The following is a 24,510-nucleotide window of genomic DNA, read 5'->3' as shown; positions in this document are numbered from 1 at the left end:
CATTTAAGTGTAATTTTTTCGGGTAAACCAACACAGGCTGCGTAATTTCGGGGCCTATTACTCGTTTGGTGCTGATGCTTGGATTCTCTACTGTTGGTCGTGTTGTTCTGTTTGGTTGGATGTTGGTGTGGGGGCTCACAACCGGTAGCCTGCGGGCCGATGCCCAGGGCATGCCGCCCAAGCGGGAGTTGCGCGGCGTCTGGATTGCCTCGGTAGAAAACATAGACTGGCCCAGCGCCCGCACCCTCACTGCCGACCAGCAGCGCCGCGAATACCAGCGCATGCTGAATGCCGAGCAGCGGGCCGGTATCAATGCCGTGTTTGTGCAGGTGCGCCCCGCTTCCGATGCCTTTTATAAATCGGAGCTGGAGCCCTGGAGCAAGTGGCTCACCGGCCAGCAGGGCCGCGCCCCCAGCCCCGACTACGACCCCCTGCCTTTCCTCATTGACGAAGCCCACGACCGGGGCATGGAGTTTCACGCCTGGTTTAATCCCTACCGGGCTTCGCTGGATTCCGTGACGCGCCGCCTGGCGCCCAACCACCAGTTCCGGCAGCACCCGGAGTGGTTTATCCGCTACGCCGGCAAGCTGCTCTACAACCCCGGCCTGCCAGAAGTACGCAACTACATTACCCAGGTAATTCTGGACGTGGTGCGTCGCTATGATATTGATGGCGTGCACTTTGATGATTATTTCTACCCGTACCCCGAGCCCAAACAGGTTATTCACGACGAGGCAGCCTTTGCCCGGTATAACCCGGATAACCTGACGCTAGCCGATTGGCGCCGCCAGAACGTGAATCTGCTCATTCAGCAGGTGCACGACTCCATTCGCAGCACCAAGCGCTGGGTGAAGTTTGGCGTCTCGCCTTTTGGCGTCTGGATGAACAAATCCGGCCACCCCGAAGGCTCCGACACCCGCGCCGGGCAGCCCAGCTACGCTAATCTGTATGCCGATACCCGCCTGTGGCTGCAGCAGGGCTGGGTAGACTACATAGTGCCGCAGCTCTACTGGAGCAGCAATTTCCGGTTGGTGCCCTACGCTACTATTCTGGAGTGGTGGTCGCGCAACCACTACGACCGGCACCTCTACATTGGGCAGGGCGCCTACCGCATGCTGGAAAACACCCGCTCCGATACCACCTGGCGCAACCCGCGCGAGCTGCCCCGGCAGGTACGCCTCAACCGCTCTTTCCCTACTGATGTAAGCGGCAGCGTGTTTTTCTCGGCCAAGTCCATCATGGCCAATCCGCTGCATACTACGGATTCCCTGCGTCTGAATCTGTTCCGCTATCCGGCCCTTATCCCTACTATGCCCTGGATGGATGCCGTGCCGCCGCGCCCGGCCCAGAACCTGATGCTCACCCGCGCCGGCGGCCCCGTTACGCTGCGCTGGCAGGCCGGCCCCCAGGCGGCTGATGGCGACGACGCCCGCTACTTTGTGGTCTACCGCTTCGCCGAAGGCGAAACGCCTGGCCCCGACGACCCGCGCCGTATCCTCACGCTACTGCCCCGCCGCCCCGATAAGCCCCTGGTGTGGCAGGACACAACCGCCCGCCCCGGCCAGGAGTATGCCTACTACGTAACGGCGGTAGACCGGCTGCACAATGAAAGTGCGCCCATCCGTGTAACAACCCTGAAAACCGAGCCGGAAGTACTGGTGGCCGAAACCCCGGCGCCGCCGGTTGCCGTGCCCACTACGCTGCCCGAGCCGGCTCCGGCGGCCACGCCGCCCGTAACGGCCCGGCCGCCGGCCCGCCCTATGCCTTCCCGGCCCACCATCGGCAGCCGCCCATCGTCCACGGCCTCCAAAACCAAAGTCAAAATCAAGCATAAGCGCCGCCAGGGCCTGTTTGGGCGGATATTTGGCGGCTAAACTATTGTTCCGGGTAGCCGTGGGCTTCCAGCCATCTGATTAAATAGCTGGGAGAATCGGCCCGGTAGTAATACAGACTATAGCTCCGGGGTGTGCTGGTTTCAAAAAGCCACCGGTTGCCGCCAAATCCCTCAAAGACACTGGGGCTGATGTAGTATGGAGAGTAAGTTTCCGGAAACTGGCTCGTCATGTTATACCACTGGCTTTTACTGAGGTCATACCGGCAGGTGTACTCAACGGTTGGAGGGCGTTGAAGCCACTTCCTTTCGGCCTGCTCGTTAGAAGATAACACAGGGGGCGGAGCCTGAGGCCCGCCCAGATTGGAGTGATGGTTGAGCGCCTGCACCAGCAGAAAAGGACCTTTCTCATCTACCTGAAAGGTGAAGAGCTGTACTGGATCAGAAGCGCTATGGCGCAAAGCCCGAAAAATCGGTTTGGGAAGCGGGTAATTAGACAGTACCGGCGCCCCGAAGTAATACAGCTCGCTGCTCAGGTGCCGGAAGTCATCCTGAATTTGCCTAGCTACCCCAGCCTCCACATGGGGCTGTTTGCTGATATAATCGGGTAAATGAAAGTAATCCGTCAGCGTGTCCCGCGGGTGGCCCGCGGCATCCGAAATGCTGGGGTTTTCAGGAAACGGGAAGTCAGGCGCCTGCTGCTTAGATTGACAGCTGATAACGCCCGCCCACAGGAAAAGGGCTCCTGCAAATCGGAAACGGTGGCGACTGGCTGACATAACGAAGTAGTAGCAAAAAAGCACCCGGGATATAAAGTAGGTAATTCCCGGCGGCAAGCGCAGCATGACTAATTTACCCAATATTTCCCCACTCCCGCAGTAGTCAGCTTCCCATGCAAAGCACCACCCAAGCCGCTTTAGCCACCACCGGTATGCCGCCGTTAGCGGAGGCCTCGCAGCCCGGCCGCCTTATCTCCCTGGATGTGTTCCGGGGCATAACGGTGCTGGTGATGCTGCTGGTAAACCACCCCGGCGACTGGGGCCACATCTACGCGCCGCTGGCCCATGCCGAGTGGCACGGCTGCACCCTGGCCGACCTGGTGTTTCCCTTCTTCCTGTTTATAGTCGGCGTTTCGGCGGTATATGCGCTGGATAACAGCCGCCACGAGGCCGCCCGGCGCCGCACGGCCATGCGCCGAGTCCTGCGCCGGGCGGCACTCATCACTGCGCTGGGTATTCTGGTGGCCCTGCTGCCGTATTTTGAGTTTGCCACCGTGCGGCTCCCGGGCGTGCTGCAGCGCATTGGGGTGGTTTTTGGCGTGTGCGGGGTCTTGTTTTTGTACACCACCCGCCGTCAGCAGATTGGGCTGGTGCTGGGGTTGCTCATTGGCTATTCCCTGCTGCTGCAGGTAGTACCCGTGCCGGGTTTCGGACCGGCTAACCTAGAGCCCGCCACCAACTTGGGCGCGTGGCTGGACCGGCTCATCTTCACCGAAAACCACCTCTGGAAGCTCAGCCGCACCTGGGACCCGGAAGGCCTGCTGGGTACCCTGCCCGCGGTGGCCACCGGCCTGCTGGGCGTACTTACCGGTGAATGGCTACGCCGCCCGCGCCTGGAGCCTGCTGTGAAAGTAGTCTGGTTATTGATTGATGCCGGCCTGCTCATAGTGCTGGGCTTGATCTGGAGCCACTGGTTTCCGCTCAACAAAAGCCTGTGGACCAGCTCTTATGTGCTCTACACAGGCGGCCTGGCCATAGCGGTGCTGGCTACGCTGTACTGGCTTTGTGATGTGCAGGGCTGGCGGCGTTTTGCGTTGCCGGCCCAGGTGGTAGGCGTAAATGCCCTGCTGGTATTTGTGGGTTCTACGCTGGTGGCCCGCACGCTCAATCTGTGGCAGGTGGCGGACCCGGCTGGTATGTCTGTCAGCATGAAAGACTGGCTGTACGCCCAGTTTTTCGCGCCTTACTTCGCTTCGCCATATAATGCATCTTTGGCCGGTGCCGTAACGTGCCTGCTGATCTGGTATGCGGTGCTGTGGGTGCTATACCGCCGACATATTATCGTGAAGCTTTAGCCGGCGCTTTTAGGTAGGTTATTTTCCGGAACTTACCGTATTCATATCCATTCCTGATCATCCGAAGTAAATGTTGTATTCGTTCCATTCCTGGGCTTCCCGCTGCGGTGGCGTATTCCTGGCCGCTGGTTTATTGCTGTTGGCCCCGGTCGTAAAAGCCCAAAACACTACCGCAGCGGTGGTGGCTCCCACATTAATCTCCGCCGCGCAGCGCAAAGCCGCCGAATCTTTGCTGGAAGTAATGCAGTCGGAAAAAACCATTAACCAGAGCATCGACATGACTCTGGCCCTGCAGATAGAGCAAAACCCCAACCTGAAAAAGCTGGAGCCCGAAATGCGCGCCTTCATGAACAAATACATGAGCTGGACCGCGCTGAAAACCGAAATGGTAGACCTCTATGCCCGCGAGTTCACGGAAAAAGAGCTGCGCGACCTCACCAAATTCTACCAGTCCCCGACGGGCCAGAAATACGTGAGCAAGCAGAACGTGCTGCTGCAGGCGGGTATGCAGCTGGGCCAGCGCCGGGTGCAGGAAAACCTGCCGGAGCTGCAGCGCATGCTGGAGGAGAAAATGAAAGCGCAGGAATAGCTGGCTTTTCAGGTAAAAGTAAAGGCGCTGCCCCAAATTGGAGCAGCGCCTTTTTATTGGGCTGCGTGGCAGAAGCACATGTCACCCACCCAGTACATAACCATCAAAATCCTTGCGCAGCTGGGTTTTGAGGAGCTTGCCCGTAGCGGTATGCGGCAGCTGCTCCACAAATTCCACGGCATCGGGTTTCCACCAGCTGGCTACTTTACCCTCATAGAAGGCCAGAATCTCCTCGGCGGTTAATTCATGGCCGGGCCGCACCACTACCACCAGCAGAGGCCGCTCGCTCCATTTTTGGTGGGGCACGCCAATCACGGCGGCCTCGGCCACAGCGGGGTGGCCCACGGCCAGGTTTTCCAGCTCTATACTGGAAATCCATTCCCCGCCTGATTTGATAACGTCCTTGCTGCGGTCCGTAATCTGCATGAAGCCGTTGGGGTCGATGGTGGCTACGTCGCCGGTGCGGAACCAGCCGCTTTTGGTTAGCTCGCCAGGCTCCCCGGCCCGGTAGTAATCGGCCACAATAAAGGGGCCGCGCACCAGCAGGTCGCCGAAGGCTACGCCGTCGTGGGGTAGCTCCTGGCCTTCGTCGTCCACAATCTTCATATCTACCCCAAAAATGGCGCGGCCCTGCTTGCTTTGAATAGCAAACTGCTCCTCGGGGCTGAGACTAAGCTGCTGGCTTTTTAGCGTGCAAACGGTACCCAGTGGGGAGGTTTCCGTCATGCCCCAGGCGTGCCGAATCTGCACACCCAGCTCTTCATCAAAGGCCTTGAGCAGGGCGGGCGGGCAGGAAGCGCCACCTACAATCATCTTGTTGAGCGTGCTGAACCGCCGCTTTTTGTCGCGCATGAATTGCAGCAGCCCAAACCAGATGGTAGGCACGCCAGCCGAAAATGTTACGCCTTCGTTTTCAAACAGCTCATACAAACTAGCCGCATCCAGGCCCGGGCCGGGCAGTACCAGCTTGCAGCCAATCATGGGAGCCAGGTAGGGAATACCCCAGGCATTGACATGGAACATGGGCACTACGGGCAGAATTACGTCGCGGGCCGAGCAGTTAAAACAGTCGGGCAGGGCAGCGGCGTAGCTGTGCAGCACCGTGGAGCGGTGGGAGTAGAGCACGCCCTTGGGCTGGTCGGTGGTACCGGAAGTATAGCACAGCGAGGAGGCGGTATTTTCATCAAATACCGGCCACGTAAACTCTTCGTTGTGGGCGGCCAGCAGGTCTTCGTAGCAGCGCACTTCGCCGGGCAGGGCGGTGGCCTCCGGCATGTGTGCGCGGTCGGTCATTAGCACCCAGGCTTCTACCGTAGGGCATAAAGGTGCCAGGCGCTCCACCAGCGGCAGAAAGGTGAGGTCGAAGAAAATCAGCCGGTCTTCGGCGTGGTTGATGATGTAGACCAGCTGCTCTGGAAACAGACGCGGGTTGATGGTGTGGCACACGGCTCCCATACCCGATATGCCGTAGTAGAGCTCAAAATGCCGGTGCGTATTCCAGGCCAGCGTGCCCACCCTCTCGCCCCAGTTAATGCCTAGCTCCTTGAGGGCATTAGCCAGCTGCTTGCTGCGGCGGTGCGCGGCGGCATAGGTGTAGCGGTGAAAGCCACCTTCTACCAGGCGCGTGACAATCTCGGTATCAGCGTGCCACTTGGCGGCGTGCTCTATGAGCCCGGCAATGCGCAGGGGCTCCTGCATCATCAATCCTAACATATAGCGGTGGGTTTGGGGATAGAAGGCCTTAAGCTAAATAGAAACCCCAACACATTGTACTTTCTCGCTTTGTTGCTTGCGCCCTGCATTTGGGGTTCCTTTTCGCTGCCTTCATGGAAAGCTACTCCCAGCCGGGTACGGATTGGGAGTTGAAAAATAGGATAAAGCACGGTTGAGCTATCCGGCTTGCAGTAACGGATCTGGGAAGGAATATTATCAGAAATGGTGCAGTATGAAGCGCGTAGGATTTGCTTAAGGCAGCCGATACCACAACGTATTGCCTTCTACAAACCCAACCACCCCGTAGCCCTTTGCAAAATAAACAAGCCGGGCTGGCCGGGCGCGTGGATGCACTGTGGGTAAGAAGGATAATTCGTTATAAATCCGCCATACCGGCCCATAATCAATGTCGCTCAGCCGCAGATTAGGCAGCAACTGCCGGGTAGTATCGGCCAGTTGGTTTTCCGGGAGTTTCTGATCTAGTGGAAGAGAACTACCAAAGCCGATATCCCAGTTTAGGTAGGTGATACTGCGATACTCATTGGCTCCCATGCTAATCAGAGTGCTGGAGGATAAGTCAGGTACCGAATCTGGTTGTGCAGGCGTGCTTGTAGGGGTGCGCACGTAGCGGAGCGTATCGGTACGACGGGCGTACACATCAAGCTCCTGAGCCTTTATCTTTTTGGGAGGCCCGAGATAAACCATTGCATTTCCTCCAACGGAATACTCATGAAACTGCACTTTTACTTCTGTGATAGTAAAAGTGCGCACTTTGCTGGTATGGGCCTGGCCAAAGCGCAGCTGGTCCCCGGTCTTATAGGGCTGCCAGGCAATTTGCTCAGCTGAAAGCTTATATTCTACAGGAGGGTTTGGGCCGCAACCAGCACCTAAGAGCAACGCACCGCACAGAAACAAAGAGACATTCTTCATCAGTAGATCGTTATTATAGGAAGAGTCACTTCCTGCTAGGTGGGTTGCAGGTCAGCCTATCTTATTCTGCTTATTCTGTGTAGGTAGCGGCCGCTTAATTCTCCTGCGGCACCGTGCTTTCCACTTCCAGATGCCGGGGCTTGCGAATGGCGTCAATGGCCAGCTGCTGAATTTGGGTGCGCACGTTCAAATCGGAGAGCTTGTTGTTGCGGCGCGTGGGGTTCACCCGGTTGGAAAGGAAGATATACGTCAGCTCATACTGCGGATCAACCCAGAAATACGTGCCCGTGAAGCCGGAGTGGCCGAAGCTGCCGGGGCTGGCATCGTGGGCGGTGTTGCCGGCCGGGGGCGTACTGGGCTTGTCGAAGCCGAGGGCGCGGCGGTTCTGGGGGCAGAACTGGCAGCGCGTGTACTCGGCCAGCGTGGCTTCCTTTATGAACTGCTGCCCGCCGTAGCGGCCACCGTTGGCGTAGAGCTGCACCAGCTTGGCCAGATCGGTAGCGGAGCCAAACAGGCCCGCGTGGCCGGAAATACCACCTAGCAGGGCCGCGCCTTCATCATCCACGGTGCCGTGCAGCAGCTGCCGGCGAAACAAGGAGTCGTATTCCGTGGGCACCAGGCGGCTGAGCGGGAAGCGGCGCGTGGGGTTGAAGCCTAAGGTAGTGGCGCCCAGCGGCCGGTAGAAATTCTCCTGCAGATACTGCTCAAACGGCTTGCCGCTAAGGCGCTCCACCAGCGCCGGGTACAGGTAGAACGACAAATCAGAGTACACATAGCCCGGCTTTGCATTCAGCGGCGACTTGCCAATGGCCTTGATAATGCGGCGGGGCAGGTCGCGGCGGGCCCACTCGTGGCGGGCAACCTGCAGGGGGAACAGGGCAGAGGAGTCTCGGCGCACGTACCACCATTTTAGCTTGCCGTTTTTGCGCACGTAGCTTTTCCAGAACGGAATCCAGGCCTGCAGGCGGGCCTGGTGGGTGAGCACGTCCCGCAGCTTCAGGTTGGCTTTATTGGTCTTGCGCAGCTCGGGGAAATAGTCGCCCAGGGTTTTGTCGGGACTGAACTTGCCTTCATCCTGCAGCTTCATGAGGGCCGGCAGCGCGGCGGCAACTTTTGTGAGGGAAGCCAGGTCGTAGATATCGGTATCCTGCACCGGGCGGGCCGCTTTTCCGGCCTCAGCATAGGTTTGGGTGCCGTAGCTTTTGCGTAGCACCACCGTGCCGCGCCGGGCAATGAGCACCTGCGCCCCCGGGGTAGCGTGGGCGGCCAGAGCCTGCGCCATAACAGAATCTACGCGGGCTTCCAGGCGCGGATCCATCTCCACATCTTCGGGAGCCCCGAAGCGCAGCCGGGCACCGCCCTGCGTAGCGAGGCCTTTGCCGTAGCTGTATTTCTCTGAAACCGTAACGGGTAGATTTCCTTTGGCATCAAAGCCGCCAAAAATCAGTTCCGCAACCTTTTCCTGGGCATTCCGGCTTTCCTGGTAGGCTACAACCACTGCTTCGGCGCGGTCTAAGTCCCGCACTTTGGCTACGGCGTAGGCCGTGCCAAATACGCTGACAATCATGCGCTGCTTGCCGGCGCCCAGCTCGCGCAGGAGCACGTTGGTTTCCGGCGTAATGCCAAAATTGGTGGCGGGTTGGCGGCCCAGGTTGCTGAGGGCCACCAGCACGGTATTGTAGGGCCGCAGAGCTTCGCGCATCTGCACCAACTCGTCCAGGGTAGGCGTGGCCGGCAGCCAGAAGTGGCGCACCGGCGCGTAGGTGGCCACCATGCGCTGAAAATCGGTGGTGTCTTTTGTACCGATGGTGAGCGTGGCCAGCCGTAGGGTATCTAGGCGGGAAAGGGGCAGCAGGTTTTTCTGGTTGCGCAGCACGGTGATGCTCAGCTCGGAAAGGTGGCGGCTGAGGTACTGGGCGTGGGCGCCGTTCAGGTCCTGGTAAATATTTTTCAGGCTGATGGGCTGATACTTGTCCAGGCCGGCCCACTGCTTCAGGGCCAGTACTTTGCGGCAGCGGCGGTCAATTTCTTCCTGGGTTAGCTCGCCGCGGTTAATGGCGGCGCGCACCATTTGCAGGGCCAGCGGTATGTTTTTGCTGAATTCCAGAATATCGTTGCCGGCCAGCAGGGCGCGCACATCGGCCTCGCCGGGCGGGTACTTGCTGATGACGCCCTTCATATTCATGGCATCGGTGAAGATGATGCCTTCAAAGCCCATTTTGCGCTGAACCAGGTCGGTTACAATGGGGCGGGAAAGGGTGGAAGGCGTGCCGGTGCTATCGAGGGCCGGAATGTTGAGGTGGGCAATCATTAGGCCGCCCAGGCCACGCTGCATGAGGCTGCGGAAGGGGTATAGCTCCAGGGTATCGAGGCGGCGGCGGTCTACGCGCACCAGCGGCAGGGCCAGGTGGGAGTCGGTATCGGTGTCGCCGTGGCCGGGAAAGTGTTTGGCCACGGCCAGCACGCCGGCATCCTGCATACCCTTCATGTAGAGGTCGCTTTTCTCCGTTACGTTCTGGCGGTCCTCGCCCCAGCTGCGGAAGCCAATAACCGGGTTGGCGGCGTTGTTATTGACATCAACTACCGGCGCAAAATTGACGTGCATGCCCAGCCGCTTAAACTGCGCTGCTACTTCCTCACCCATGTCATAGAAGAGCTGGTTGTCGTGGATGCCACCCATGCTCATCTGGAAGGGGAAGCGCACCACGCTGTCCAGGCGCATACCCACGCCCCATTCTGCATCCATGGCCACCAGCAGGGGCACGCGGCTCTGACTTTGGTAGCGGTTCAGCAGCCGGCTCTGGCGCACGGGCCCGCCCTGAAAGAAAATCAGCCCGCCAATGCCGTATTGCTGAATCAGCGCTGACACAGAGTCCTCATCAATGCGTTTGCGGTTGGAGTAAGCCGCCACCATAAACAGCTGGGCTACTCGCTGGTCGGGCGTCAGCGTCTGCATTACGGAATCTACCCAGCGGGAGCTGCTGAGCTGTGCGGCAAACGGTACCGGTAACTTACTAGGCTGCCCGATTACGGGCTTGGCTACCGCTAATGCTACTGGCTTGACCTTGGGTGTCTGCACTACCGGTTTCGGCCGCGCTACTACTTTCGCAGCGGGGCGGCTGCGGCGTACAGGCGCCCGACGCGCCACCTTACGGCTGGTTTTTTGGCGAGCAGAAGATTTCTTCCGGCGCTGCGCCGACATATCCGTCGGGCTCAGGAGCAGCAGGGCCAGCAATAGCAAAGAGAGGTGGCGGAACAACGACAAGCGACTGGGGCGTAGGTTGAATTGCGAAGTTAGGGGAATGTGCTGCTTTTACCGGGCGAGCATTTTGACAACCCGCCAAGCTCCGGCTACTTTATTTCGATGTTCTCGGTGTAAAACACCTTGCCTTCATCCCCCTTCAGGGCCGCCGAAACCAGCAGCTTGCGGTGCTTCTGGCGGAAGCGGAACAGCGCATAATGCTTCTGATTCACCAGCGGCCCCACGCGGTACTGGTTGGGCTCGCCGGTATTCTGGGTGGCCGGGTGGGTAAGGCCGCTGGAGGTTACCTCATAAATGGGCTGTTCCAGACCCGGGAGCGTCATTTTGGAAATCTCGCCAATGTGCCGGTCGCCGCTGATGAGCAGCACACCCTTGGTTTTGGTGGAAACCAGCAAATCCAGCAGGCGCTGGCGGGACTTGGGGAAGTTGGCCCACTTCTCATACACGTGCTCCTGAGGCAGAAACTGAATGCCGGAGGCAATGATATGGGCATCGGCATCGGAGTTGGTGAGCTGCTGCTCCAGCCACTTCCACTGGGCCTCGCCCAGAATGTCGCCGGTCAGGTTGGGGTGGTATACTTTGTTGGCGTCGCGGTACAGCGTGTCCTGAAAGTAGCGGTCATCCAGCAGAATCACTTTCACCTTTTTGCGGCCCGCTTTGTACTCGTAGGCGGCATAAATACCTTCCTGCTGGCGGCGCGGACTGGCGGCTGGCTCCTGCAGAAAATCCAGGGTTACCTGCTGACTCTGCTTCTTGAAGGGGTAGTTCTTGTCGCCGTCGTTGCGGCCGTAGTCGTGGTCGTCCCAGGTACCGATGACGGCCGTGCCCTGCTCGCGCAGGTGGCGGTAGCCTTCCTGGTTGAACTGGGCATCGTACTTCTGGCGCATCACCTGCATGTCGTCGGTGTCGCCGTAAATGTTGTCGCCCAGCCAGATCCACACCTGCGGCTTGTCTTGGGCAATGTCGTCCCAGAGGGGCTGGGGTAAATCGTGGCGGTTACAGGAGCCAAAGGCAATGCGCAGCTCTTTTTTATGCTGGGCCAGCGCGGGCGTCTGGGTACCTATATATAAAGAAGTTAGGGCTGCAAGAAGGAGAGAAGCTTTCATTAAGGGAGGGCTAAGACGTGAGGTAACCGGCAACAAAGGAAAAGCAAAGATTATCTTTCTGCGTAGGATAGTTGGTTTGACCACTATCCGGTTCGTTTTTTGTGAATGCTACATATGCCGGCCGTTAGCGCAGGCGTTTACGGTTTCTCAATCTTCACACTTCAATCCTGGCTGTTTTGATTTATCGGTCTTCGCTTTTTTTTCGCCGTTCTTTTTCCGGGGCCATGCGCCCATTTTCTAAGGCCCTGGGGCTAATGGTGGCTTTTTTGCTACTCACCCAGCTTGCCCAGGCGCAGGTCATGCTGCGCGGCACCGTTATCGATAAAGATACCCGCGAGCCGCTTCCTTTTGTAAGCATTGGCGTGAGCGGCACCACGTTGGGCACGGCCAGCAACGAAAACGGCGAATTCTCCATCAACGTGCCATCCTTGCCGCGCACCCTGGTTTTCTCCGAGCTCAGCCACCAGCGCGACACCGTGCGGGTTACCTCCGGGGCCGAGCCGCTGGCGGTTTCCCTGGCCTCGGCTACAATTACGCTGCCGGAGGTGAAAGTAGGCAGCTATGCTTTTCGGTTGGTAGACCGGGCCTACCAGCGCCTGCAGAAAGAATATGACCAGAAATTCTACGGCAAAGCCTTCTACCGCCAGATTACGCGCATCGGGGGCGAGCCCACGGAGCTGCAGGAAGTTATCTGGAATGTGAAGTCCAATAACTCCCGCATAGAGGGCACGGCCATTGCGCAGGGCCGCTACGCCGGCAAGCAGGCTGTAACCAGCTTCAGCAACTTCTCGCTGTATACCCGCTCCTTTGGGTTGTTTGATCCGCGCATGGATAGCACTAAATCCCTGGCGCTGCTTAGCCCCAACACCTTCAAAAACTACCTGCTCGAAATAAAGGGCATTGTGGCCGGCCCCGATTCTACCAAGGGTGGCGTGGCGGAAATTACCTTTGAAACCCGCCCCGAGCTGGAGAAATATGAATCGAAGGGCACTATCTGGGTTGATACGGATACTTACCAGGTGCTGCGCTACCAAATGACGACGCCTAACTTCACGGCCACCTCCACCAATCCCAACCAGAAATTTCGCAACCCCCAGCTGCGGATAGAAATGGCTTTTCAGGATGCCGCCGGTGCCACCGGCCCCACGCCCTTATCCTATATGAAAACCAGCCTGCAGGCTGAGCTAACCAGCGCCGGCAAGGCAGCCACGCCTATTAATGTGCAGTCGTTCACGTTCTTCTACGATACCACGCCCACACCTACGGCCATTAAATACGCCCGGGTAAGCACGAAAGACCGTGACCTGGATGCCATTCGCAGCATTAAGTATGACCCGGAGTTCTGGGCCAACAACCCCGTGGTGAAGCGTACGCCGGTGGAGGACGAAGTAATTGCTGCCTTCGAAAGAAAAGGCGCTTTTGGCACGATGGTCAAAAAATAACCATCACTCCGTTTCTGTAAAAAAGCCCGCTGGTATTCGCCAGCGGGCTTTTTTATGCCTTTTCGGGTGGGAATGTGCCGTCTGTTAAGCCGTGTCGAGTGCAGGGAGAAAAACAGGAGCTGGAAAAACATGCTGATGAAGGCGGAAGATGCCGGTGGCCTCACCTTTCAAAACTTGAGTAAATGCTCCCTAACCGGCTACCGGGAAGTAGGCTACGCAGTTTTGTTTATTATCGTTATAGGTATAAATAATATAATAATATAACAAAAACACTTGCTACGGGTAGAGTTAAGATTTATATTATATGAAAATTCAATTAAATAATTGAACCATAAAGTTGGAATGTGATGAAAGCAACTCTACGCTCCTTTTTGCTATTCATGGTAGCGCTGTTTAGCGCCTTTACCAATGGATACGGGCAGATCTACTACTACAGTACCGCTTCGGCAGCCTTGCTACCCGGTGCTGCCTTGCAATGGAACGCCGCCGCCTCCTGGACCAGAAGCAGCAGCCCTGCCGGACTGACTATGCCAGATTTTCCTACCTCTGGGTGGAATAATGTTGTAACGATAGATCGTAAAGTCGAACTGACTGATAACTATGTTGCAGGAGGAAAAGATGGCAAAATTGCCATAGGTAGTTTGGGTGAATTAGTTGCAACAGGAAGGACGCTGAAGTTTGTAGAGCAAACTAATAAAGTCGTCCAACGATTATCCATTGCCAGTGGCGGCAAGATAACGGCTGCAACCCTGGAGTTCTATAAGTCGGATGCCTCTATCAGATCAGCCACCACGCTGGACTGCAATCTGCTACTCAGTAATCAATCCACCTTCGCTATTTCCTCTAATGTAGTAGTGAAAGGCGACCTGATTGTGTATAACGGCAATACCGATACCGAAGCCACTAACCCGGATATTGACCAAGGCTTGAGCGGGGCAAGCTTAACGGTTGAAGGCGCAGTGCTGAGCGTGAATAACGGCCCCTTAAAAGGGTTATTCTCCGATGCCGTTGTGGTATGTGTGAAAAGAGGTGGGGGCTGTGGGCGGAATACCCTGGATAGCAAGCTGCAGGTGAACACCGCCGTGGAGATTCCCAACAACGGCTGTCCGCCACCCTCTCTGCCCGTGGAGCTGAATAGCTTTACGGCCCACTACGTAGGGGGTAAGGTACAGCTAAGCTGGACCACGGCGCTGGAGCGGGCCTCCGCCAATTTCACGGTAGAGCGCTCCACCGATGCGCATGTGTTCAAACCTATTGTGAGCGTACCCGCTGCCGGGCATACCAGTACCCTGCAACAATACTCCGCTACTGATGCCGAGCCGGTTACGGGTACCAACTACTACCGGCTGCGCCAGACGGATACCGACGGTACGCAGGCATTTTCGTCGGTGGCGGTAGTGCAGGCCACGGCCATCAAGGCGGAACTCTTGGCTTACGGGCAGGCAGGCAACGCCGCGCAGCTGGTGGTAGAAGTGCATACCCCCGGAGAGTGCAAGCTACTGCGCGTGCTTGATAACCTGGGGCGTGTAGTATACAGTGAGGCATTTACGGCGGCTACCCGGGGAAATCTTCAGCGCCAGATCCAACTGGGACAGCGAAGCTTGGGTATTTATACGGTGCAGGCCATCACCACCACTGGTTTGCTCACGCAGCGCCTGCTGTTAAAAGAATAAGCTTTCTGGTTGCCTGCCCAGCACAAAGGGCCCCGACAGATTTGTCTGTCGGGGCCCTTTGTGCTGGGTAACACGTGGCAAAACGTAAACACAAAAAGGAAATTCAGGAACGTTTACATGAATTTTTTTGTCTCATTCTTAGAATAGTTTGTAAAATAAATGCAGTTTTTGAAGTGGTTTTTAGCGCATTAAAGCACATTACGCCAGGATAAATTCATTTTGATTCAATTAGAATATTTATATATATAAGACCAGTTATAAAATTTTTTTGCTCGTTGTTGATGATCTAAAGATAAGTGTTGTCGTATAAATATCAAGCTTTTAAGATAAAAAGTTTGACCTTAACTACGACGAACATGAAAACCTATATACTTCCTTTTGTCCTGTTTTTGATCTTGAGCTGCGGGCTCAAAACAGGAGCGGTAGCGCAAACAGTTTACACTACTACGGCCACCGGGGGCGCCTGGAGCAGCCCGGGTACCTGGGTGGTATCCGGCACCCCTAATGCCAATCCAGTGCCTACCAATAAAATGGTAAACGGGCAGGACGTCAGCAACAACATCATCATCATCAACGCCCCCGTTCAGCTGGATCAGGATTATACGGTAGCCGGCAATAATGGGGTGTTAATGATTGGAACAAACGGCTCCATTACCGAAGCTGCCACCACCCCCGGCCGTACGCTAAGCTTTGGCCAGCAAACCGGGCCCGACAAGCAACGCTTACTGGCTAATGGCAGCGTGGAGGTTACTTCCCTAAGCTTTCTGAAGGCCGATGCCCTGATTAATGCGCCCCTTACCGCCACCTGCAGCATCACCATTGCCAACCAATCTACCCTCACAGTTGCCTCCGAGGTGAATATAGATGGTGACCTGATTGTAATGCAGGGCAACCCCAGCCTGGAAGGAACTGGTGCCTTGGCAATAGATGGCTGCGTACGTACGCAAAGCCGGGGCAAGCTGAATGGTTTATTTGGTCCCAACCTGCGCGTATGCGTGCTGGGCCAGGAAACAGCCTGTACCTCCACCACCGACCCCAGCCTGGAGTGCAACCCCAATGCCCTGGAGGCTATTGCCATTAATGGCTGCGGCCCCCTGCCGGTTGAGCTGATCAGCTTCGCGGCTAAGTATGTGAATGAGCAGGTAGAGCTGAGCTGGGCTACGGCCATGGAACGGGCTTCCGCCAATTTCACGGTAGAACGCTCCCAGGATGGCCGCCAGTTTGAAGCCGTTTCCGTGGTGCCGGCCGCGGGTCAGTCGTCCACTACTCGCTCTTATTCTTTCGTTGATAGAACGCCCCGCGCGGGCATCAGCTACTACCGCCTGAAGGCCACCGATACCGATGGCACCTTCAGCTACTCCAACGTGGCGGTGGTGCAGGCCGGAAAGGGCACGCAGGCCCTGGCCGTGTATGGCAACCTTTCTTCGCTGAATGTGGATTTGCGCAGCCCCGGCACCTGCCGCGCCATTCGGGTGCTGGATAGCATGGGCCGGGTAGTGTACACCGAGCAGCTTTCTTCTGAAGCCTCCGGCACTTTCTCCCGCACCATTCCGCTGCGGACCTCGGTAGCCGGTATCTATATTGTGCAGGCCATGACCTCTACCGGCATGATGAGTCAGAAAATACTGCTGAACTAGGCAGGCAATAATTGTGGAAAAGAGTGCGGCCGTGCCAATGAAGACAAGCTTCATTGGCACGGCCGTTTTTGGTGAAACCCACCGGCTGTATTTGTACCCGGAAGTACTGCCTTTCGTCCTAAAATCTGCTAGCTTTCGTTTCCGTTCATCCAATCAACTCTCCCTAAATGAAACACGTAACCTTAGCGGCTTTGCTGGCTGGCACCCTGTTGGGAAGCTGTAGTCAGCAAACGCAACCACAGGAGGCCGGCGCTACGGCCAGCACGGCTACCGAAATGAAAGATATGGCCACACTTTTCGATCAATACTGGGAAGAAAACAGCCGGCTTTTTCCCCTGGATGCCACCGCGCAGGGCGATAACCGCTACAACGACCAGCTGCCCAACGACGGCACCCGGGAGTTCCGGGAGAAGCTGCGCACTACCTACCAGTCTTACCTAAGCCAACTGGCGAAATACGACCGGGAGAAGCTCTCGGAGAATGATAAAATCAGCTACGATATCTTTAAATACGACCTGGAAACCAAGCTGGAGGGCCTGCAGCTGAACACTTGGATGATGCCTTTTCAGCAGTTTTGGGGCCTGCCGCTTACCATGGGCCAGTACGGCTCCGGCGAAGGCAACCAGCCGTTTAAAACGGCGCAGGACTATGATAACTGGCTGGGCCGTGTGCGGGGCTTTTCCGTGTGGGCCGATACCGCCATCAGCAACTTCCGCCAGGGCATGAAAGCCGGCGTGGTGCTGCCCAAAGCCCTGGTGGTAAAAATGATTCCGCAGATGACGGCCATGGTAGTCACGGACCCCACCAAGAGCCTGTTCTACGGCCCCATCAATAAAATGCCACAAGGCATAGCGGAGGCTGATAAAAAGCGCATCACGGAGGCATATAAGCAAGCCATTCTCACGGAGCTGGTACCCACCTACAAAAAGCTGGGCGATTTTCTCAAGACGGAATACCTGCCCAAAGCCCGCACCAGCACCGGCATTGCCGCCATTCCGCAGGGCGCCGAGCTGTATCGCTACGACGTTAAATACTGGACTACCACCGATAAAACGCCCGAAGAAATATACCAGACCGGCCTGAGCGAGGTAAAGCGCATTCGCCAGGAAATGGAAAAAGTGAAGACGCAGGTAGGCTTCAAGGGTGATTTGCAGGCCTTCTTCCAGAGCCTGAAGACAGATAAAAAGCTGATGCCCTACAAAAAGCCGGAAGATGTGCTCAACGCCTTCCGCGCCATTCAGGCCACCATCGACCCCAACCTGAAGAAGATGTTTGGGCGCACGCCCAAAACCCCGTTCGAAATCCGGCAGACGGAGGCCTTCCGCGCCGCCTCCGCCTCGGCCGAATACAACCAGGGCAGCCCCGATGGCTCGCGCCCCGGGGTGTTCTACATTCCAATTCTGGATGCCACCACGTTCAATATCACTTCCGGCATGGAGTCGCTGTTTTTGCACGAGGCTATTCCGGGGCACCACTACCAGATTTCGCTGCAGCAGGAAAACACCAGCTTGCCCAAGTTCCGCCGCTTTGCCTGGTACGGCGCCATGGGCGAAGGCTGGGCCCTGTACACGGAAAGCCTGGGCAAAGAGCTGGGCCTCTATACCAACCCCTACCAGTACATGGGAGCTTTGGGTGATGAAATGCACCGCGCCATCCGGCTGGTTGTAGACGTGGGCATGCACACCAAAAACATGACCCGTGAGCAGGCCATCAAGTACATGATGGAAAACGAAGCCATTAGCGAAGACGGCGCTACGGCCGAGATTGAGCGCTACATGGCCATTCCGGGCCAGGCGCTTTCCTACAAGGTGGGCGCCCTCAAAATCAGGGAACTGCGCACCAAGTATGAGCAGCAGCTGGGCGCTAAGTTCAGCCTGAGCAACTTCCACGATGAGCTGCTGAAGGATGGCGTGATGCCCCTGGCAGTGCTGGAGCGCAAAATGGACGCCTGGGCCGCTACCCAGAAATAACTACTCCCGGAATTCAGATTATCACTTACAAAAAATAGCCCGCCAGATATTCTGGCGGGCTATTTTGTAAAGGTAGTTGGCTACTCTTCGCGGGTAGAGGCCTGCTGCTCGGTAGACTGGCTGGGCATGCGCTGTACCGGCGAGTTGGGGTCGTTGGGGGAACCCTTGATGGCCGCGTCGGTAGAGGTTTTCATATCGGCAGCGGAGCCGGTGCCAATGGGCGTTTGCGCGTCCTGCTCTTTGCTTACGCTGTCCAGGTTCGTGTCGGTAGAGCGGGCGGGTGGGGCATCGGTAAAGTCCTGGCTAAACTGCGGGTCTTTGCCCGGGCTTTTGCTTCGGTCGCAGGACGAAAGCGCGGTGGCCGCTACCAGGGCCAGTACTATATGGGGCAGATGTTTCATAGGAATGATAACTGAATGAACGGGATATTGGGGCTTTGTATACGGCAGTACGAGCCCGGAAGATGGCGCTGCCTGATTTTTGCTGCCAATTATTCAGCCGTCTTATCAGCCTAAGCCCTTACGGCTTGGCCGGTACAGTAGGGGCGCAGGTGCACAGCACTTCCCGCGTAGGAGGCGCCACCTGATAGTTGGGCAGGGAAACTTCCTTCATATACACGACATCCAGCTGCCGGATGGGGGTAGTGGGCAGCCTTTCCTGCCAGATGCGCAGCAGATAGTTGCAGTAGTAAGGCCGCATATAAGCATTGTTAATAAACAGGTAATTCTCGGAGTATTTACGCCACCGGTCGTTGGGAGACAGGCTGACCACGGAGGCTGGCTTGCGGTAGTTTACCGGGGCCGCCCCACGGTTTAAATCCAGGCGCCGCCCCCTGGCCGTGGTGGCCTCCAGAATATACCAGCCATCATCCTTAAACACCGTGGGCGCAAACATGCCCCAGTGCTGATCCAGCCGGAAGAGGTAGCCCAGCCAGCGGCTATGGTCTGAAAACAGCCGGCGGGTGGGCGCCACGCTATCCACATTCCACCAGCAGATATACACCAGCAGGCCCAGCACCAGCCCCTCGCGCAGGCTCCGCAGTAACTGCCGGCTACCCCGGTGGAGCTGCCAGGTAGCTTCCAGGCGCAGGGTAATCGGGCGGGGCCACTGGTCAATTCGGTTCCGCCAGGCAGTGGTGTGGAAAGTGACCCGCTGTTGCAGGCGTTGCAGCGGCGGCAGTCCGTGGCGTTCCAGCACGGCCAGCGCAGAAGCCGGCAATAGAGCCAGTAGAGAGGCAAGATTGATCAGGTAGAACAGCCCCACAAATAGCGTGAGGCTGATACCGATATGAAACAGGAAAAGCACCGTTATAAACACCATGCGCCACCAGGCTACCCGAAAAGGGATAAACAGCACAAAGGGCAGCAGCATTTCAGTATAGTAGGCCCCAAAAGTGAGCAGGCGCAGCAGCTCGCTATGCGGGTACAGCAGCCGGCCTACGGGCATCAGAATCTGGTCCAGGCTAAGCGCATAGTATAGGGCAGTGCCATCCTGGGTCCATTCCGGGCCGCTTTTTAGCAGCGCCGTGCACCAGTATAGCAGCGCCAGCTGCACGATATACGCCACCGTAGCGGCACTGAAATACGTGAAGGAAGCCGGCACAGGCTTGCGCCCCGCATCCAGCGAGTAGCAGCGGCCCCAGGGTAAAAAAATGCCCCAGAAGAGTAGCATCCGCAGTAAGTCGTCGCCGCCCTGCAGAATAAGCGGGTTGCGGTTTTGTAGGGAAACCAGCATCAGCCAGGATAGCACCGTCATCAGGCGGGTGTGGTAGCCCAGCAGCAGGGCCCCGGCAAATCCGGCCGCCACTAAAAACAGAATAGCCTGCACCTGCCACAACCCGCTCATGGTGTGCAGGGAGAACTGATAGGGCGTCCAGCAATTGGCAAACAGCACATGCAGGGGCAGCACGCCCATGTTAGCATAATGCGCTTCCAGATCAGTACTGCGAATAGCTAAGTCAGTCAGCAGCACCGCCGCCAGCGCCATGCGCAGGAGCCCCAGTGCCCGCAAATCCAGCGCAAACGGATTCTGTAAGAAAGCAGCGGCACCACGAGGCATAGAAAGCCAGGGCAAAAGGCGGGAGGGGAGAAAAAACGCAACGCGGCAGCCCACCAGAATGTCCTGCATTCCGATAAGCTGCCGAGCTAACTATGATATAAGGGCGGCTAGGCTATTCAACGTGCGCTAGCGGGTGGTAGAGCCACTGGTGGTGCCCGAGGTAGTACTGCTGGTGGTAGAGCCAGTAGTAGAGCCGGTGGTTGTCATACCCGTAGTGGAACCCGAGGTAGTGCCCGAGGTAGTTCCTGTGGTGGTGCCGGTAGTGGTACCGGATGTAGTGGTGCCCTCCATACCCGTAGTGGTACCGGTGGTACTGCCGGAGGTAGAAGTGCCGGACGTGGTACTCATATCAGTGCCGGTGGAGGGAGAAGTGCCCGTGTCCGTCGACATGTTTCGGTTGCACGAGCTTAAGGACAGGCCGGTGGACAGCGCGAGTACGGCTGCCAGCATAGCCACGGAGGCAAAAGGCTTTTTCATAAAAAGGATTCGGTTAGTGAAGAGAAAAACTTGCACTGAGCGCCGACTGGTAGTGGGCAAGCGTCCAACCAGTTGTATACTAATAGTAGGGAATAAAGTAGCCCAGTTATACGTACCGTTGAGCCGGATGATTCACTTTTATTCTTGAATAAATACTGATTATTGGGAATAAGTCTGCCAGCGCCTCCGTATTTTTAACGAAACAGATTTTTACTTGTCAGGATAGTATAGTAGCAGAAGGCTTGCCAAGGCAGCCTAAAAGAACCTTTGGCTTTATTTCAGGCCGAAACGTATGCATCAGCCAAGACATAGACTTAACAAAATATTTCCTCGTTTGCAGCATGTCAGTTTCCCCGGCTCTTGTATTGTTTGATGGCGTCTGCAACCTGTGCAATGGGTTTGTGCAGTTTGTGATTCAGCACGACCCCACCGGCCATTTCCGGTTCGCATCTCTGCAGTCGCCAGAGGGCCAGGCAATGTTAGCAGCCCAGGGCCACGCCGTACCGGCCGGCGAGCCGGACTCGGTGTTGCTGCTGGAGAATGGGCAGCTGTATACCCATTCCACGGCGGCTTTGCGCATTGCCCGGCAGCTTACCTGGCCCTGGCGCTGGAGCTACGCCGCCATCTGGCTGCCGAAGGCCCTGCGCGATGCCGTGTACCGCTGGGTTGCCCGCCACCGCTACCAGTGGTTTGGCAAACAGGATGCCTGCTGGCTGCCCACCCCGGAACTGCGCGCCCGTTTCCTTGCCGGCTAGCCTGCCGTTTACATTTTTTGTTATTTGCCCTGCCAGCACCCGTATTCAACGGCGCGTTTTATTTCCCACCCCATACCCTCCCGCATGCAAGCCCTAGTTCTCGACGGCATCGACCAGCCCCTGCAGCTCCGTGATGTTCCTACTCCCGCAGCCGGGCCCGGCGAGATGCTTGTGCAGCTGCACGCCGCCGCCCTCAACCACCGCGACGTCTGGATTCAGAAGGGCCAATATGCCGGCCTCCGGTTTCCCTGCATTCTGGGCTCCGATGGGGCCGGTCTGGTTTCGGCCGTAGGGGAGGGCGTTTCGTCGGACTGGCTGGGCCAGAAGGTGCTCATCAACCCCGGGCATAACTGGGGCGAAAACCCCCGGGCTCAGGGCAAGGCCTTTGCTATTTTGGGCTTGCCCGAACAGGGTACTTTTGCCGAATACCTGCGGATGCCGGCCCAATATGTACATCCCATACCGCCCCACCTGAGCTTTGCCCAGGCGGCGGCCCTGCCCCTGGCTGGCGTCACGGCCTACCGGGCCGTCTTCACCCGGGCCGGTCTGCAGCCTCATGAGCGGGTATTGGTAACGGGCATTGGTGGTGGCGTGGCCCTGCTGGCCATGCAAATGGCCGTGGCCCGCGGTGCGCAGGTGTGGGTAACCTCCGGCTCCGAGGAGAAAATAGCCCGGGCCGTTGCTTTAGGTGTCCAGGGCGGCATCAACTACAAAACCGAGGGTTGGGCCATGGCATTAGCTAAAGAAGCCGGCGGCCCCTTCGATGTCATTGTGGATAGTGCCACCGGGCCCGCCTTTGCCCAGCTGGTGGATGTAGCTGCTGCGGGTGGCCGCATTGTGTTTTACGGCGGTACGCTGGGCACTATACCCCAACTGGCACCGGCCAAAATCTTCTGGAAGCAGCTCTCCATCCTGGGTTCTACCATGGGCACCGAGCAGGATTTTGCCGAGCTGTTGGCTCTGGTAACCGAGCACCAGCTGAAGCCGGTGGTAGATGAAGTGCTGCCGCTGTCTGAGGGCGAAACCGCCCTGCGTCACATGGATAATGGACAGCAATTCGGCAAGATTGTACTTCAGATTACCAACCCATAAAACAAACAAAAATTAATAGCTGATTCCATTGTAATTTATTAAAAATCAATAAATTACAATGGAATCAGCTATGTCGAAAAACACACCAAAAAGGAATGAAACAAGGGTGCTTTCTGTTATAAAGCGTACGATAATTAACACTCTTCTTCCTTCTATGAAAGCACCTGCTGATTACCTCAATGCGCCGGTTTTCTACCTTACGTATCCAACGGGGGAGGAAGCAGAATCGGCTCCGGTTGTGACCTACGATGATGCCTTGCGGGCCGTGGAAGCTGCCCTGGCCGATGCCGAGCAGTACCGCTACCTGCTGATGCGGGCCCTGCGCCGCAATACCCAGGAAGAGCCGGCCGCTACGCCGGTGTTGCCTATGGTGCCGTTCTACTCCGAAGACGATATGGCCGCCTAGGCGCGTATCTTCCCATATCAAACGCCACTGCTGAGCCTGTTTCAGCGGTGGCGTTTTGCATGTACGCCGCCTTTACCCCACCACTCGCTCGCCCAGCAATTGCGCCAGCGCTACGGCCTGTTGCCGCAACTCCGGCACGGCTGTCGATTCAAAATAGGCGGGCCGGCGGCTGGGTCCCAGCGTGAAAAACACCGGAGAAACGGTTCCGGCCACATTGCGCAGGGCCCCGTGCGCATCGGTTTCCATCCCCAGGCGCAGCACATCGGGCACCAGCTGGCCAGCTGTCCGCAGGCTTTGCACCAAGGGGTCCTGAATGCGGGTATAGTCCAGCAGCGGCCCGGTGCAGGAAACCACGTGTTGCGCCGTAAGGATGGTGGTGTTGCTTTTCTGCCGCACGTGCACCGCCAGCTCCGCGCCCTGGGCTTCCAGGTGGCACACCCGGCCCCGGTGCATCTGGACCTGGCCGGCAGCCATCATGCTTTCTATGATGGCGGCGTTCTGGGGCGGGCTCCGGTGGCGGATAGTGGTCCACAGAGACGATACATGGCGGAGGAAGCGGGCCTGCTCCGGCAGGGGCCAGTTTGCCCATATCCGGCCCAGATCGGGCCGGAGCGAGTCAATCACCGGGCGCCAGTCTATGCCCTGGGCGGCCGCTGCCTGCACGTGCCGGCGCACCGCGGCTATTACTTCGCCCACGGTAGTTAATTCCTGCAGCTCGGCGGCGTAGAAGCTGGGATACGCAGCAGCCAGGGGGCCGTGCGTGGTAGGCCAGCGCCCATGCCCCGATACCACGGTAAGGGGGGCGCGGTGCCCATCGGCACGCAGGCCCAGCAATACATCTACGGCAGTCAGGCCGGAGCCAATCAGCAGCACGGAATCGTCCAGACCAATAGTGCGCAAGGCGCCCTGCGTCCAGGGGTTGCCATGAAAACCGGGATGGGCGCTGTAGCCCTCGGCCGGGCGGGTAGGGGGCAGGGGCGGGAAATTACCTAGCGCCAGCACCACATAATGGCTGGACAAGCGCGTGCCATCCGCCAGCTCCACCACGGCCGAGTACCCATCGGGGGCCAGGGCGGCGGCGGTGGCGGTGGTGTTGTGGGCCATAACCCGCATGCCATTGGCCGCAGGCTGGCTTACTACGCTGGCAATCTGTTCCTGGATGTAGCGCCCATAGGTTTGGCGGGAGCAGAAGTCCTGCGCACAGGCGGGTGCGTTGGTGCTTTGTAGCCAATCGAAAAAGTGCCCTGGCTGATCGGGAAAGGCGCTGAGAAAGGCACTGCGCACGTTCAAGAGATACTCCGGCCGGCGGGCCGTATAAGCCAGGCCCGGCCCAAGTGCCGGTCGGGGCTCTACTAAATGAATATCACAGGCAAATGGCCCGCCCGGTAAATGGGCCAGCTGCACGGCCAGCATCGAGCCCGAAAATCCCCCGCCCAAAATTGTTATGGTCTTCCGTTGCACTGAGGTGGGGTCAAAAAAGAGAGGTGGGAGAGTT

At 57.6% G+C, this 24,510-nt stretch carries 19 protein-coding genes; 10 read left to right on the top strand and 9 right to left on the bottom strand.

Annotated features, from left to right (window positions below; all coding sequences use genetic code 11):
* Positions 1-74: 74 nt before the first annotated feature.
* Positions 75-1,874, top strand: coding sequence for a glycoside hydrolase family 10-like protein (locus PK28_RS13400; protein ID WP_082017218.1), 1,800 nt, complete (start codon positions 75-77; stop codon positions 1,872-1,874).
* Between the two features lies 1 nt (position 1,875).
* On the opposite strand, the gene PK28_RS13395 is transcribed toward PK28_RS13400, so the two are convergent.
* Positions 1,876-2,610, bottom strand: a complete 735-nt coding sequence (locus PK28_RS13395) for a hypothetical protein (RefSeq protein ID WP_156126391.1) — start codon at positions 2,608-2,610, stop codon at positions 1,876-1,878.
* Between the two features lie 113 nt (positions 2,611-2,723).
* Here PK28_RS13395 and PK28_RS13390 point away from each other — a divergent pair, with 113 nt between their 5' ends.
* Both PK28_RS13390 and PK28_RS13385 read left to right on the top strand, forming a co-directional pair.
* Positions 2,724-3,905, top strand: coding sequence for an acyltransferase family protein (locus PK28_RS13390; RefSeq protein WP_082017111.1), 1,182 nt, complete (start codon positions 2,724-2,726; stop codon positions 3,903-3,905).
* Positions 3,906-3,975: 70 nt separating this feature from the next.
* Positions 3,976-4,494, top strand: coding sequence for a DUF2059 domain-containing protein (locus tag PK28_RS13385; protein WP_048826036.1), 519 nt, complete (start codon positions 3,976-3,978; stop codon positions 4,492-4,494).
* A gap of 81 nt (positions 4,495-4,575) precedes the next feature.
* Here the strand turns inward: PK28_RS13385 and PK28_RS13380 are convergent, their stop codons facing one another.
* The 4 genes from PK28_RS13380 to PK28_RS13365 form a co-directional block, all read right to left on the bottom strand.
* Positions 4,576-6,207 (bottom strand): 3-(methylthio)propionyl-CoA ligase, encoded by a 1,632-nt coding sequence (locus tag PK28_RS13380; protein ID WP_044514616.1) that lies wholly within the window; start codon positions 6,205-6,207, stop codon positions 4,576-4,578.
* A gap of 252 nt (positions 6,208-6,459) precedes the next feature.
* Positions 6,460-7,137, bottom strand: a complete 678-nt coding sequence (locus PK28_RS13375) for a hypothetical protein (protein ID WP_044514613.1) — start codon at positions 7,135-7,137, stop codon at positions 6,460-6,462.
* 94 nt (positions 7,138-7,231) lie between these two features.
* Positions 7,232-10,402, bottom strand: a complete 3,171-nt coding sequence (locus PK28_RS13370) for a glycoside hydrolase family 3 N-terminal domain-containing protein (protein WP_231576159.1) — start codon at positions 10,400-10,402, stop codon at positions 7,232-7,234.
* A gap of 86 nt (positions 10,403-10,488) precedes the next feature.
* On the bottom strand, positions 10,489-11,505 hold the full coding sequence (locus PK28_RS13365) for an alkaline phosphatase D family protein (RefSeq protein ID WP_044514608.1): 1,017 nt from the start codon (positions 11,503-11,505) through the stop codon (positions 10,489-10,491).
* Positions 11,506-11,729: 224 nt separating this feature from the next.
* Between PK28_RS13365 and PK28_RS13360 the strand changes: the two genes are divergently transcribed.
* The 4 genes from PK28_RS13360 to PK28_RS13340 all read left to right on the top strand — a co-directional run bounded on the left by PK28_RS13360 (position 11,730) and on the right by PK28_RS13340 (position 18,227).
* Positions 11,730-12,947 carry a carboxypeptidase-like regulatory domain-containing protein gene (locus tag PK28_RS13360; RefSeq protein WP_044514605.1) on the top strand — a complete coding sequence of 406 codons (1,218 nt, stop codon included), beginning with the start codon at positions 11,730-11,732 and terminating at the stop codon, positions 12,945-12,947.
* A gap of 641 nt (positions 12,948-13,588) precedes the next feature.
* Positions 13,589-14,620 (top strand): hypothetical protein, encoded by a 1,032-nt coding sequence (locus PK28_RS19165; protein WP_156126390.1) that lies wholly within the window; start codon positions 13,589-13,591, stop codon positions 14,618-14,620.
* Between the two features lie 356 nt (positions 14,621-14,976).
* Positions 14,977-16,257 (top strand): T9SS type A sorting domain-containing protein, encoded by a 1,281-nt coding sequence (locus tag PK28_RS19575; RefSeq protein WP_052430564.1) that lies wholly within the window; start codon positions 14,977-14,979, stop codon positions 16,255-16,257.
* A gap of 167 nt (positions 16,258-16,424) precedes the next feature.
* A complete protein-coding gene (locus tag PK28_RS13340) occupies positions 16,425-18,227 on the top strand; it encodes a DUF885 domain-containing protein (protein ID WP_044514600.1) in 1,803 nt (600 codons plus the stop codon).
* Positions 18,228-18,307: 80 nt separating this feature from the next.
* Here the strand turns inward: PK28_RS13340 and PK28_RS13335 are convergent, their stop codons facing one another.
* The 3 genes from PK28_RS13335 to PK28_RS20500 all read right to left on the bottom strand — a co-directional run bounded on the left by PK28_RS13335 (position 18,308) and on the right by PK28_RS20500 (position 20,762).
* A complete protein-coding gene (locus PK28_RS13335) occupies positions 18,308-18,628 on the bottom strand; it encodes a hypothetical protein (protein WP_044514597.1) in 321 nt (106 codons plus the stop codon).
* Between the two features lie 118 nt (positions 18,629-18,746).
* Positions 18,747-20,285: an HTTM domain-containing protein gene (locus PK28_RS13330; RefSeq protein ID WP_044517103.1), complete on the bottom strand. Its 1,539-nt coding sequence runs from the start codon at positions 20,283-20,285 to the stop codon at positions 18,747-18,749.
* Positions 20,286-20,411: 126 nt separating this feature from the next.
* A complete protein-coding gene (locus tag PK28_RS20500) occupies positions 20,412-20,762 on the bottom strand; it encodes a hypothetical protein (protein ID WP_052430563.1) in 351 nt (116 codons plus the stop codon).
* Between the two features lie 341 nt (positions 20,763-21,103).
* Here PK28_RS20500 and PK28_RS13320 point away from each other — a divergent pair, with 341 nt between their 5' ends.
* From PK28_RS13320 to PK28_RS13310, 3 genes are all read left to right on the top strand, one after another.
* A complete protein-coding gene (locus PK28_RS13320; RefSeq protein ID WP_044514594.1) occupies positions 21,104-21,517 on the top strand; it encodes a thiol-disulfide oxidoreductase DCC family protein in 414 nt (137 codons plus the stop codon).
* Positions 21,518-21,601: 84 nt separating this feature from the next.
* A complete protein-coding gene (locus PK28_RS13315) occupies positions 21,602-22,609 on the top strand; it encodes a zinc-binding dehydrogenase (protein WP_044514591.1) in 1,008 nt (335 codons plus the stop codon).
* A gap of 154 nt (positions 22,610-22,763) precedes the next feature.
* Positions 22,764-23,015, top strand: coding sequence for a hypothetical protein (locus PK28_RS13310; RefSeq protein WP_044514589.1), 252 nt, complete (start codon positions 22,764-22,766; stop codon positions 23,013-23,015).
* 72 nt (positions 23,016-23,087) lie between these two features.
* On the opposite strand, the gene PK28_RS19160 is transcribed toward PK28_RS13310, so the two are convergent.
* A complete protein-coding gene (locus PK28_RS19160) occupies positions 23,088-24,452 on the bottom strand; it encodes an FAD/NAD(P)-binding protein (protein ID WP_231576158.1) in 1,365 nt (454 codons plus the stop codon).
* Positions 24,453-24,510 lie beyond the last annotated feature (58 nt).

Source organism: Hymenobacter sp. DG25B, from assembly GCF_000801315.1.
Taxonomy (GTDB): domain Bacteria; phylum Bacteroidota; class Bacteroidia; order Cytophagales; family Hymenobacteraceae; genus Hymenobacter.
The sequence above is the reverse complement of the archived record's forward strand: the minus strand, read 5'-3'. Positions and strand labels throughout refer to the sequence as shown.

Bases quoted from the DNA above. Each gene is read 5' to 3' on its own strand.
- PK28_RS13400 (WP_082017218.1), top strand. From the start codon at position 75: ATGCTTGGATTCTCTACTGTTGGTCGTGTTGTTCTGTTTGGTTGGATG.
- PK28_RS13395 (WP_156126391.1), bottom strand. From the start codon at position 2,610: ATGTCAGCCAGTCGCCACCGTTTCCGATTTGCAGGAGCCCTTTTCCTG.
- PK28_RS13390 (WP_082017111.1), top strand. From the start codon at position 2,724: ATGCAAAGCACCACCCAAGCCGCTTTAGCCACCACCGGTATGCCGCCG.
- PK28_RS13385 (WP_048826036.1), top strand. From the start codon at position 3,976: ATGTTGTATTCGTTCCATTCCTGGGCTTCCCGCTGCGGTGGCGTATTC.
- PK28_RS13380 (WP_044514616.1), bottom strand. From the start codon at position 6,207: ATGTTAGGATTGATGATGCAGGAGCCCCTGCGCATTGCCGGGCTCATA.
- PK28_RS13375 (WP_044514613.1), bottom strand. From the start codon at position 7,137: ATGAAGAATGTCTCTTTGTTTCTGTGCGGTGCGTTGCTCTTAGGTGCT.
- PK28_RS13365 (WP_044514608.1), bottom strand. From the start codon at position 11,505: ATGAAAGCTTCTCTCCTTCTTGCAGCCCTAACTTCTTTATATATAGGT.
- PK28_RS13360 (WP_044514605.1), top strand. From the start codon at position 11,730: ATGCGCCCATTTTCTAAGGCCCTGGGGCTAATGGTGGCTTTTTTGCTA.
- PK28_RS19575 (WP_052430564.1), top strand. From the start codon at position 14,977: ATGAAAACCTATATACTTCCTTTTGTCCTGTTTTTGATCTTGAGCTGC.
- PK28_RS13340 (WP_044514600.1), top strand. From the start codon at position 16,425: ATGAAACACGTAACCTTAGCGGCTTTGCTGGCTGGCACCCTGTTGGGA.
- PK28_RS13335 (WP_044514597.1), bottom strand. From the start codon at position 18,628: ATGAAACATCTGCCCCATATAGTACTGGCCCTGGTAGCGGCCACCGCG.
- PK28_RS13330 (WP_044517103.1), bottom strand. From the start codon at position 20,285: ATGCCTCGTGGTGCCGCTGCTTTCTTACAGAATCCGTTTGCGCTGGAT.
- PK28_RS20500 (WP_052430563.1), bottom strand. From the start codon at position 20,762: ATGAAAAAGCCTTTTGCCTCCGTGGCTATGCTGGCAGCCGTACTCGCG.
- PK28_RS13320 (WP_044514594.1), top strand. From the start codon at position 21,104: ATGTCAGTTTCCCCGGCTCTTGTATTGTTTGATGGCGTCTGCAACCTG.
- PK28_RS13315 (WP_044514591.1), top strand. From the start codon at position 21,602: ATGCAAGCCCTAGTTCTCGACGGCATCGACCAGCCCCTGCAGCTCCGT.
- PK28_RS13310 (WP_044514589.1), top strand. From the start codon at position 22,764: ATGAAAGCACCTGCTGATTACCTCAATGCGCCGGTTTTCTACCTTACG.